Source organism: Streptomyces glaucus (assembly GCF_039533365.1).
GTDB lineage: Bacteria > Actinomycetota > Actinomycetes > Streptomycetales > Streptomycetaceae > Streptomyces > Streptomyces glaucus.
The window spans coordinates 150,423-161,848 of sequence record NZ_BAAATK010000010.1 but is presented as its reverse complement, the minus strand read 5'-3'; the positions used below and the strand labels follow the sequence as shown (position 1 = coordinate 161,848).

Genomic DNA, 11,426 nt, shown 5'->3' with positions numbered 1-11,426 from the left:
GCGTCGGGTGCGCCGTCGTGCGACGCGCCGCGTGTCCGCGCCCACCGGGGCGCCGGCCGGTGCCGCCGGGACGGACGAAGCCGCCCGGGGCGCCGAGGCCGTGCCGGCCGCCGGGACCCCCGCCACCACGGCCCCCGAGCCCGCCGCGGCTGCTCCCGCCCCTCAGGCCGCCGAGACCGCCGAGGCCCCCGCTCCCCGCCGCGCCCGCCGTCGCGTGGTGCGCAAGGCCGCCACCGGGTTCGCCGAGCCCGCCCGGCCCGAGACCCCGGCCGCCGAGAACGACGCTCCGCCGCGGCCCGCGCGGCCCGCCGTCGCGCTGTTCCAGCCGCCCGTGTTCACCGAGCCCCGGTTCCAGACGCCGGAGCGGGCCGCCGCCGAAGCGGCCGCCGAGGCCGCCGGGGTCACCGCCGAGGCGGAGGAGGAGACCGAGGAGTTCCCGCAGGAGCAGCCCGCCGGGTCGCGCCGCCGCCGTCGGCGCCGGGACGCCGGGCAGGGCGAGGAACCCGGGGACCGGGGCGCCGGGAGCGCCCACCAGGACCAGTCCGACGAGCCCGACGAGGGCGAGGAGGACGAGGAGACGGCCGAGGACCACGCCGAGGGCGAGGAGACCGAGGAGAACGGCTCGCGCCGTCGCCGTCGCCGGGGCGGCCGTCGCCGCCGCCGGGGCGAGTCCGCCGAGGCCGAGTCCGGCGAGTCCGCGGACGGCGACGCCGAGCAGCTCGCCGCCGAGCAGGCCGCCCAGGACGCCGAGGACACCGCCGAGCAGGTGGAGGAGGACGCCGAGGACACCGCCGAGCAGGCGGAGGACGGCGAGGAACCGTCGGCCGGCGCGGCCGGCTCCACCAGCAGCCGTCGTCGGCGCCGCCGTCGCCGGCGTGCCGGTGACACGTCCGTGGACGTCGAGCCCGCCGTCGGCGACCCCGAGCGCACCGTCGTCAAGGTCCGCGAGCCCCGCAAGCCCGCCGAGCCGTCCGACGAGGTGCAGTCCATCAAGGGCTCGACCCGGCTGGAGGCCAAGAAGCAGCGCCGCCGCGAGGGCCGTGAGCAGGGCCGTCGCCGCGTTCCGATCATCACCGAGGCCGAGTTCCTGGCCCGGCGCGAGGCCGTCGAGCGTGTCATGGTCGTCCGCCAGCACGGCGACCGCACGCAGATCGGCGTCCTGGAGGACGGCGTGCTCGTCGAGCACTACGTCAACAAGGAGCAGGCGGTCTCGTACGTCGGGAACGTCTACCTCGGCAAGGTGCAGAACGTGCTGCCGTCGATGGAGGCCGCCTTCATCGACATCGGCAAGGGCCGCAACGCCGTCCTGTACGCCGGTGAGGTCAACTTCGAGGCCCTCGGCATGGCGGGCGGCCCGCGCCGCATCGAGTCCGCCCTGAAGTCGGGCCAGTCGGTCCTCGTGCAGGTCACCAAGGACCCGATCGGCCACAAGGGCGCCCGTCTGACCAGCCAGGTCTCCCTGCCGGGCCGCTACCTCGTGTACGTGCCCGAGGGCTCGATGACCGGCATCAGCCGCAAGCTGCCCGACACCGAGCGGTCCCGGCTGAAGACCATCCTCAAGAGGATCGTCCCCGAGGACGCGGGCGTCATCGTCCGTACGGCCGCGGAGGGCGCGAGCGAGGAGGAGCTGCGCCGGGACGTCGAGCGGCTGCAGGCGCAGTGGGAGGACATCCAGAAGAAGGCCAGGAACGGCAACGCGCCGACGCTGCTGTACGGCGAGCCGGACATGACCGTCCGGGTCGTGCGCGACATCTTCAACGAGGACTTCTCCAAGGTCATCGTCAGCGGCGACGACGCCTGGCAGACCATCCACGGGTACGTCTCGCACGTCGCGCCGGATCTCGCCGGCCGCCTGCAGAGGTGGACCAGCGAGGTGGACGTCTTCGCCACCTACCGGATCGACGAGCAGCTCGCCAAGGCGCTGGACCGCAAGGTCTGGCTGCCCAGCGGCGGCTCGCTGGTGATCGACCGGACCGAGGCGATGGTCGTCATCGACGTCAACACCGGCAAGTTCACCGGCCAGGGCGGCAACCTGGAGGAGACCGTCACCAGGAACAACCTGGAGGCGGCCGAGGAGATCGTCCGCCAGCTGAGGCTGCGCGACCTCGGCGGCATCATCGTCATCGACTTCATCGACATGGTCCTGGAGTCCAACCGCGATCTGGTGCTGCGCCGCCTGCTGGAGTGCCTGGGCCGCGACCGTACGAAGCACCAGGTCGCCGAGGTGACCTCGCTGGGGCTGGTGCAGATGACCCGCAAGCGGGTCGGACAGGGACTGCTGGAGTCGTTCTCCGAGACCTGCGTCCACTGCAACGGCCGCGGTGTCATCGTCCACCTGGACCAGGCCGCCTCCGCCGGGGGCGGCGGCAAGCGCAAGAAGCGCGCGCGGGCCGGCGGGGCCGAGCAGCCGCACGAGCACGAGGCCGCGGCCGCCGTCGAGCCCGCCGAGACCGCCGAGCAGGAGGCGGACGCCGAGGCCGAGGCCCCGGTCGCCGCGGAGACCGCCGAGCCGGCGGCCCTGCCGGAGCCCGCCTTCGCGCCGGACGAGGAGCTGTACAGCAGCGTCGCCGAGGCGGAGGCCGCGGTCCGGCGCGGGCGCACGCGGCGCCGGACGAGCCGGCGGGCGTCCGCCCCGACGGGCGCGCCCGCGGCGCGGACCGCGCAGGCCGAGACGGTGCCGACGGCCCAGGACGTCAGCGCCGAGGAGGAGGCCGGGCGTCCGGTGCAGCCCGAGTCGGCCGCCGAGGCGCTGGCCGAGCCCGCCGCCGTCGAGGACGCGGTCGTCGGTGCGCCGCAGGACGCGGCCCCGGCGGCCGAGGAGGCCGCGCCCAAGGGCCGTACGCGCCGGCGGGCGACCCGCAGGGCGTCCGCGCCGGCCGGTTCCCCCGCGGGGGCCGAGGCGGCCGTGGTGACGGTCCCCGAGGCCGCGCCCGCGGCGGCCCCGGAGGCCGAGCCGCAGGCCGGGACGGCGACGCCGGTTCCGGAGACCCCGGCGGCTCCGGCGGAGCGGTCCGAGGCGGCCGCGGCGGAGAGCGCCGCCCCGGCTCGTCCGCGCCGCCGCGCCGTGCGCAAGCCCACCGTGTCCACCGCGCCCGAGGAGGCGGCCGTCGTGGTCCTCCCGGCCGCCCCGGAGGCTCCCGCCGCCCAGGAGCCCTCCGCCCCGGAGACGCCGGCCGCTCAGGGGGCCCCCGCTCAGGAGGTTCCTGCCCAGGAGGCCCCCGTCGTGGAGCAGGCCGCCGAGGCGGCCGGGGCCCCGGAGGCCGCCGAGGCGGCCGAGGAGGCGCCCCCGGCCAAGAAGACGGCCCGCAAGACGGCCAAGAAGGCCACGGCGAAGAAGGCCGCCACCAAGAAGACGGCGGCCGCCAAGACGACGGCCGCCAAGAAGACGACGGCCAAGAAGGCGGCCGCCGCCAAGAAGACGACGGCCAAGAAGACGGCGAAGACCGCCAAGACGGCCGCCAAGAAGACCACGTCGAAGAAGGCCGCGGCGGCGGAGCAGACGCTGTCCTCCGTCTCGGCCCCCGGCGACGAGGCCTGACCCCCACCGGGGCGCACGCGAGCGGCGCGTGCGCCCCGGACCCCGGTGGCGCCCGGCACCCCGGACCCCGTTCGGCGTGACCGGCCGCACACCCCCGGGCCCGGTTTGACCCCTTCGGCAGCGGGCCCGTACCCTTGACCGTCGGCGTGTCCCCTGACACGCCACATCCCCGTAAACCTCTTCCTCCCGGGCACAGGGTTGGCCGGGAGAGGCCGTCCGCTGTGCCGGGCGGCTGGCCTGCGGGGGTGCCGTTCCCACGAGCGAGAGAGTGAGTTCCGCGTGTACGCGATCGTGCGCAGCGGTGGTCGCCAGCACAAGGTTGCTGTCGGCGACATCGTCGAGGTTGACAAGATTTCCACCGCCAAGGTCGGCGACACGGTCGAGCTCTCGACCCTGCTCGTTGTCGACGGCGACTCCGTGACCAGCGACCCGTGGGTGCTGGCCGGCATCAAGGTCCGGGCCGAGGTCGTGGACCACCACAAGGGCCAGAAGATCGACATTCTGCGCTACAAGAACAAGACCGGCTACCGTCGTCGTCAGGGCCACCGCCAGCAGTACACGGCGATCAAGGTCACTGAGATCCCCACGGCTGCGAAGTAAGGGACTGAGAACAGATGGCACACAAGAAGGGCGCATCGTCCACCCGGAACGGTCGCGACTCCAACGCCCAGCGGCTCGGCGTGAAGCGCTTCGGCGGTCAGGTCGTCAACGCCGGTGAGATCCTCGTCCGCCAGCGCGGCACCCACTTCCACCCGGGCGCCGGCGTCGGTCGCGGCGGCGACGACACGCTGTTCGCGCTGCAGGCCGGTGCGGTGCAGTTCGGCACCAACCGCGGCCGCAAGGTCGTGAACATCGTTCCGGTCGCCTGACCGAACGTCTCGCGAGGCGGACCTCACTTCCCGTACGGGAAGCAGGTCCGCCTTTCGCGTGTTACCGAAGAGACACCCCGTATCCAACTGGAGGCACCGAACCATGACCACCTTCGTGGACCGCGTCGAGCTCCATGTCGCCGCGGGTAACGGAGGCCACGGCTGTGCCTCCGTGCACCGGGAGAAGTTCAAGCCGCTCGGCGGCCCGGACGGCGGCAACGGCGGCCGCGGCGGCGATGTGATCCTCACCGTCGACCAGTCCGTGACCACCCTGCTCGACTACCACCACTCCCCGCACCGCAAGGCCACCAACGGCAAGCCCGGCGAGGGCGGCAACCGCTCCGGCAAGGACGGCCAGGACCTCGTCCTGCCCGTGCCGGACGGCACCGTCGTCCTCGACCGGGCGGGCAACGTCCTCGCCGACCTGGTCGGCCACGGCACGTCGTACGTCGCCGCCCAGGGCGGCCGGGGCGGGCTCGGCAACGCGGCGCTGGCCTCCGCGCGGCGCAAGGCGCCCGGATTCGCGCTGCTCGGCGAGCCGGGTGACGTGCGGGACATCGTCCTGGAGCTGAAGACCGTCGCCGACGTGGCGCTGGTCGGCTACCCGAGCGCGGGCAAGTCGTCCCTGATCTCCGTGCTGTCCGCCGCCAAGCCGAAGATCGCCGACTACCCGTTCACCACCCTCGTGCCGAACCTGGGCGTGGTGACGGCCGGCTCGACCGTGTACACGATCGCGGACGTGCCGGGGCTGATCCCGGGCGCCAGCCAGGGCAAGGGCCTGGGCCTGGAGTTCCTGCGGCACGTGGAACGGTGCAGCGTGCTCGTGCACGTGCTGGACACCGCCACGCTGGAGTCCGACCGCGACCCCGTCTCCGACCTCGACGTGATCGAGGAGGAGCTGCGGCAGTACGGCGGCCTCGACGACCGGCCGCGGATCGTGGTCCTGAACAAGATCGACGTACCGGACGGCAAGGACCTGGCCGACATGGTGCGGCCCGACCTCCAGGCCCGGGGCTACCGCGTCTTCGAGGTCTCGGCGGTGGCGCACATCGGGCTGAAGGAACTGTCGTACGCGCTGGCCGAACTGGTGGCGAAGGCGCGGGCCGCCAAGCCGAGGGAAGAGGCCACGCGGATCGTGATCCGGCCCAAGGCCGTCGACGACGCGGGCTTCACGGTGACGCGCGAGGAGGCCGGCGGCGAGCCGCTGTTCCGGGTGCGCGGCGAGAAGCCCGAGCGGTGGGTGCGGCAGACCGACTTCAACAACGACGAGGCCGTCGGCTACCTCGCGGACCGGCTCAACCGGCTCGGTGTCGAGGAGGAGCTGATGAAGGCGGGCGCCCGGGCCGGCGACGGGGTCGCGATCGGGCCCGAGGAGAACGCCGTCGTCTTCGACTGGGAGCCGTCCGTGACGGCCGGCGCGGAGATGCTGGGCCGGCGCGGCGAGGACCACCGGTTCGAGGCGCCCCGCCCCGCGGCGCAGCGGCGCCGGGACCGGCAGGCCGAACGGGACGAGGTGGAGCGGGAGTTCGACGGCTTCGAGCCGTTCTGACGGACACCGGGCGAGCGGCGCGCCGGCGCCGGACACGTCGGTTGACGCCGGGGAAGGCCCGGCGCACGCCAGGGCGACCAGCCGGTTCTCCGGGGAGTCGCATCGGGCGGCGGGGAGGAGGATCCTGCTCCTCCCCGCGGTCGACTGCCGTGCCGATCCCCGGATCAGACGTGTCCCGCCCGTTCCGGTCCCCGCTGCCGGGAACGCGCCGCGCGGCGCTCGTCGCCGCCACGGCGCTGCTCGCCGCGCTCGCCGCGCTGGCCGCCGCGCTGCCCGCCCGGGCCGAGGCCGCCCCGGCGGGATCGCGGCCGGACTTCGACGGCGACGGCTGCGCCGGCCTCGCCGCGGCCGCGCCCGCCGCGACCGTCGGCGGCCGGAAGGGCGCCGGGTGCGTCGCCGTGGTGCACGGCTTGCCGAGCGGGCTGCGGACGAGGACCCGGCAGGCCTTCAGCCAGAACACCCCCGGCGTGCCGGGCACCGCCCAGAAGGGCGACCTGTCCGGCCGCGGCACCCGCCTCGGTGACACGAACCGCGACGGACGCGCCGACCTGGCCGTCGGCGCGCCGGGGGAGAACGCCGGTGCGGGGTCCGTGCGGACCTTCCGCTCCGGTCCCGCGGCGGTGGTGACGTCCGGGGCAGGGACGGCGGTCCCCGGCCGCACCGTCCTCGGCGCCGCCGGGACCGGCGCGCGGCTCGGGCTGGGATTCGCCTACTGAACGGCTCCGTCTCGGGCGGACACTGAGGGTCCGTAGGACCCGTTGCGGCAAGAACCCGTTCGTCGTGCTGTTCCCGTGCCGCAACGGGTCTCCTGTTGTCTGCCTACTTGTCATGCACGCGAGGGTCGGTGTTCAGCGGGCGGACCGTCCGGGCGGCGAGCTTCGCAGTGTTCGCAAGAGGCCAGCGAGGCAAGGGAGTTCGCCGATGACCGGAGAGAACGGGGCCGTATCGCCCGACCGTCGCCGCTTTCTGACCGCCGGTGCCGCGGTGGTCGGGGCCGCGGCCTCCGCCCAGCTGTGGCTGCCGAACGCCGCCCGCGCCGCCGAAACCCCGCTGCCCGACGGCGTGTTCAGCCTCGGTGTCGCCTCCGGCGACCCGCTGCCGGACGGTGTCGTGCTGTGGACCAGACTCGCCCCCGACCCGCTGAACGGCGGCGGCATGCCCGACCGGGCCGTGCCGGTGGAGTGGCAGGTCGCCGAGGACGCCCGGTTCCGGAAGGTCGTCCGCCGGGGCACCGCCCAGGCCCGGCCCGAGTACGGGCACAGCGTGCACGTGGACGCGCGCGGCCTGCGCCCGGGCCGTACGTACTGGTACCGCTTCCGCACCGGCGGGCAGCTCTCGCCCGTCGGCCGCACCCGCACCGCGCCCCACCCGCACCGCTCCGGCGGCACCCTGCGGGTCGCGCTCGCCTCCTGCCAGAACTGGCAGCACGGCTGGTTCACGCCGTACGCCGACATGCTGGACCAGGACCCGGACATCGTGCTGTTCGTCGGCGACTACATCTACGAGTCCGCCCCGTCGGCGACGGCCGTGCGCCGCCACGAGGGCACCGGCGAGCCGTACTCCCTGGCCCAGTACCGCAACCGGTACGCCCAGTACCGCACCGACCCGGACCTGGCGGCGATGCACGCGAACGCGCCCTTCGTCGTCACCTTCGACGACCACGAGGTCGACAACGACTTCGCCGGCGAGATCCCGCAGGACCCCGACAAGCAGCCGCACGACGCGTTCACGGCCCGGCTGACCGCGGCCTACCAGGCGTACTACGAGCACATGCCGGTCCGCGCCACCGCCGTCCCGAACGGCCCGCACATCCGGATGTACCGCCGCCTGGAGTTCGGCCGCCTGGCCCGGCTCAACGTCCTCGACACCCGGCAGTACCGCAGCGACCAGGCCACCAGCCAGGCCGGCGCCCAGGACCCGAAGCTCACCATGCTCGGCGCCCGGCAGAAGCAGTGGCTGCTGGACGGACTGCGCCGCTCGCCCGCCCGCTGGAACCTGGTCGCCTCGCAGATCATGATGGCCGAGACCGATCTGCTGGTCGGCGAGGGCAAGCAGTGGTTCTACGACGCCTGGGACGGCTACCAGGTCGAACGCAACCAGTTCCTCGAGGAGTTCAAGCAGGTCCGCAACCCGGTCGTGCTCACCGGCGACCGCCACCTGACGATGATCAGCGACCTGAAGGAGGACTTCGCCGACCCGGACTCCGCCGTCGTCGGCGCCGAGTTCGTCGGCACCTCCATCTCCAGCAACGGCGACCAGGACCAGGACGCCTTCCGCAGGGAGTGGGACCCGCGCAGGGCGGACAACCCGCACTGGAAGCTGCTCGACGCCCACCGCGGCTACCACCTCTTCGACGTCCGCCGGGACGGCATCGACGCCCAGGTGCGGATCGTGGACACGGTGCGGCGGCCGACGGCGACGCCGAGCACGCTGGCCCGGCTGCGGGTGGAGGCGGGCCGGCCCGGCGTCGAACTCGTCTGACGCGGGCGCGGTCCGGACGACCTCGCGCGGGGGAGCCTGGGACTCATCCGCGTCCCAGGCTCCTCTCAGCGCTTCCTCAGCGACGTCTCCTACCGTCCCGTGACCATGGAGACGGACCGCACGAGAGACGAAGCGCCGGTGAGCGCCCCGCTGCCCGCCGGCACCCGGCTGCTGCACATCGGCCCGCACAAGACCGGGACCACCGCCGTCCAGGGCGCGCTGTTCGCGGCCAGGGACCGGATGCCGGCGTACGGCGTGGAGTTCCCGGCGCACAGCAGGCACCCCATGGAGGCCGCGCTGGCCGCCTGTGCCCGGCCCGCGATGATGGGCGACACCGTGCCGACCGGCCGGCACTGGAAGCGGCTGCTCGACCAGGTGGCGGCCACCGGCGAACGCACCTCGGTGGTCAGCAGCGAGTTCTTCGCCGACGCCGGGGACGGGGCGACCGTCGCGCGGATCGTCGGGCAGCTCGGCGGCGACCGGGTGCACGTCCTGGTCACCCTGCGGCCGCTGACGCGGATCATGCCCTCCCAGTGGCAGCAGTACGTGCAGAACGGGCTGCGCATGGGCTACGAGGAGTGGCTGGAGCACATGCTCCGAAAACCCCCGTACGAGAAGCCCACCCCCACCTTCTGGCACCGTCACCGGCACGACCGGCTCATCGAGCGGTGGGCCCGGGCCGTCGGCCCGGACCGGGTCACCGTCGTCGTGGTCGACGACCGCGACCGGGACGCCCTGATGCGCACCTTCGAGGCGCTGCTCGGACTGCCCGGGGGCCTCCTGCAGCCCGTCCCCGACACGGCGAACCGTTCCCTCACTTACGCCGAGGCCGAAATGCTGCGGAATCTCAACCGGGAATTCCGCGGCAACGGCCTGCCGGACGAACTGTATTCCGCGCTCGTGCGCAAGGGCGCGGTTCCGCACCTGAAGAACACGTGCGCCCCGTCGCCGCAGGACGCGCGGATCGGCACGCCCGCCTGGGCCGTCGAGGCCGCCGCGGCGATCGGCGCCCGGACGGCCGCGCGGATCGGCGGCACGGGCGTACGCGTCGTCGGCGACCTGGGACTGCTGTCCCTCGCCCCGCCGCCCGCCGACCCGGCGCCCGGCCGGGCGCGCCTCGCCCCCGAGGCGGCCGCCCGCGCGCTGTACGGGGCGCTGGCCGCGGCGGCGGCCGGACCCGCCGGGACGCGCGGCGTTCACCGGACGCCGTCCAGGGAACTGGTCAAGGTGCTCGGCCACCGCTGTCTGAAGCGGCTGCGGCGGCGCTGAGCCGTCCTCATGTCACGCTCGGCAATGCCGGATTCCTGTGGATTTACTCACAGCAATCAGCGGGGCGTTCCCGGAACCGGCTCACCGGTCACCGGGAACCAAGGTGAATGGCAGGTTGCGCGCACATATGCGGCGGAGGACGCTCACCTTGCACTGCGGTAACCACAAGTGGGACCATTTCCAGGTTCCCTGTCGCCCCAAGGTAGGTCACCTGTGTCCCAGCACATAGCCAAGCCCCGTACCACCGCAGTGATCCTGGCCGGCGGTACCGGTCAGCGCGTGGGTCTGTCGATCCCCAAGCAGCTGCTGAAGATCGCCGGCAAGGCAGTCATCGAGCACACCCTGACCACCTTCGAGAAGGCCGACTCGATCGACGACGTCATCGTGCTGATGGCACCGGGCTACGTGCCGGACGTCGAGAAGATCGTCGCGAAGGCCGGGTTCAAGAAGGTCTCGCGGATCATCGAGGGCGGCGCCACCCGCAACGAGACCACCGAGCGCGCCATCGCCGCCCTCGGCGAGGGCCTGGCCGAGGGCGAGGACCTCAACGTCCTCTTCCACGACGCCGTGCGCCCCCTGCTGTCGCAGCGCGTCATCGACGACTGCGTGGCGGCGCTGGAGCGCTACCAGGCCGTCGACGTGGCGATCCCGTCCGCGGACACCATCATCGTCACCCGCACCCACGGCGAGGACGGCGAGTTCATCACCGAGATCCCGGACCGCTCCCGCCTGCGCCGCGGCCAGACCCCGCAGGCCTTCAAGCTGTCCACGATCCGCAGGGCGTACCAGGTCGCCTCCGGCGACCCCAACTTCCAGGCCACCGACGACTGCTCGGTCGTGCTCAGGTACCTGCCGGACGTGCCGATCCACGTGGTGGCGGGCGACGAGTACAACATGAAGGTCACCCAGCCCGTCGACGTCTTCATCGCCGACAAGCTCTTCCAGCTCGCCTCCACCGCCGCGCCCGAGCAGAACGGCGAGGAGGCCTACCGCGAGCTGCTCACCGGCAAGACCCTGGTGGTCTTCGGCGGCTCGTACGGCATCGGCAAGGACATCGCCGAACTCGCCGAGTCCTACGGCGCCACCGTGTACGCGCTGGGCCGCTCCACCACCGGCACCCACGTGGAGAACCCGGAGGAGGTCGACGACGCGCTGTCCAAGGCGTACGCCGAGACCGGGCGCATCGACTACGTCGTCAACACCGCCGGCGTGCTGCGCATCGGCAAGCTGGCCGAGACCGACAACGCCACCATCGAGGAGGCGCTGAAGGTCAACTACCTGGCCCCGGTGCAGATCGCGCGTTCCTCCTACAAGTACCTGGCCGAGACCAAGGGCCAGCTGCTGCTGTACACCTCCAGCAGCTACACCCGCGGCCGCGCCGAGTACAGCCTGTACTCCTCGACCAAGGCCGCGATGGTGAATCTCACCCAGGCCCTGTCCGACGAGTGGGCCGCCGACGGCATCCGCGTCAACTGCATCAACCCCGAGCGGACCGCCACCCCGATGCGCACCAAGGCCTTCGGCCAGGAGCCCGCGGGCACGCTGCTGTCCTCCGAGGCCGTGGCCCGCACCTCGCTGGACGTGCTGCTGTCCGAGCTGACCGGCCATGTCATCGACGTCCGCCAGCAGGACCCGACCGCCGCCGCCGGCAAGGCCTCCGGTTTCGAGCAGGCGCTGGCCTCGGTGCTGGACCGTCAGAACGGCATGTAATATCGACGGT

General features: G+C 73.4%; 8 protein-coding genes. All 8 read left to right on the top strand.

The features are described 5' to 3' along the window. On the top strand, positions 1-3,538 hold a 3,538-nt coding region (locus ABD363_RS10745), incomplete at its 5' end, for an Rne/Rng family ribonuclease (protein ID WP_344602071.1). A gap of 279 nt (positions 3,539-3,817) precedes the next feature. Beyond that, a complete protein-coding gene (gene rplU / locus ABD363_RS10740; RefSeq protein ID WP_167996413.1) occupies positions 3,818-4,138 on the top strand; it encodes a 50S ribosomal protein L21 in 321 nt (106 codons plus the stop codon). 14 nt (positions 4,139-4,152) lie between these two features. Next, positions 4,153-4,407: a 50S ribosomal protein L27 gene (rpmA, locus tag ABD363_RS10735; RefSeq protein ID WP_344602069.1), complete on the top strand. Its 255-nt coding sequence runs from the start codon at positions 4,153-4,155 to the stop codon at positions 4,405-4,407. 103 nt (positions 4,408-4,510) lie between these two features. After that, positions 4,511-5,956, top strand: coding sequence for a GTPase ObgE (gene obgE / locus ABD363_RS10730; RefSeq protein ID WP_344602067.1), 1,446 nt, complete (start codon positions 4,511-4,513; stop codon positions 5,954-5,956). A gap of 170 nt (positions 5,957-6,126) precedes the next feature. After that, a complete protein-coding gene (locus tag ABD363_RS10725; RefSeq protein WP_344602065.1) occupies positions 6,127-6,672 on the top strand; it encodes an FG-GAP repeat protein in 546 nt (181 codons plus the stop codon). Positions 6,673-6,877: 205 nt separating this feature from the next. After that, on the top strand, positions 6,878-8,437 hold the full coding sequence (locus tag ABD363_RS10720; RefSeq protein WP_344602063.1) for an alkaline phosphatase D family protein: 1,560 nt from the start codon (positions 6,878-6,880) through the stop codon (positions 8,435-8,437). A 105-nt stretch (positions 8,438-8,542) separates the two neighbouring features. Continuing rightward, entirely contained in the window at positions 8,543-9,706 is a 1,164-nt protein-coding gene (locus tag ABD363_RS10715; protein ID WP_344602121.1) for a hypothetical protein, read from the top strand. A gap of 213 nt (positions 9,707-9,919) precedes the next feature. Beyond that, a complete protein-coding gene (locus ABD363_RS10710) occupies positions 9,920-11,416 on the top strand; it encodes a D-ribitol-5-phosphate cytidylyltransferase (protein ID WP_344602061.1) in 1,497 nt (498 codons plus the stop codon). Positions 11,417-11,426 lie beyond the last annotated feature (10 nt).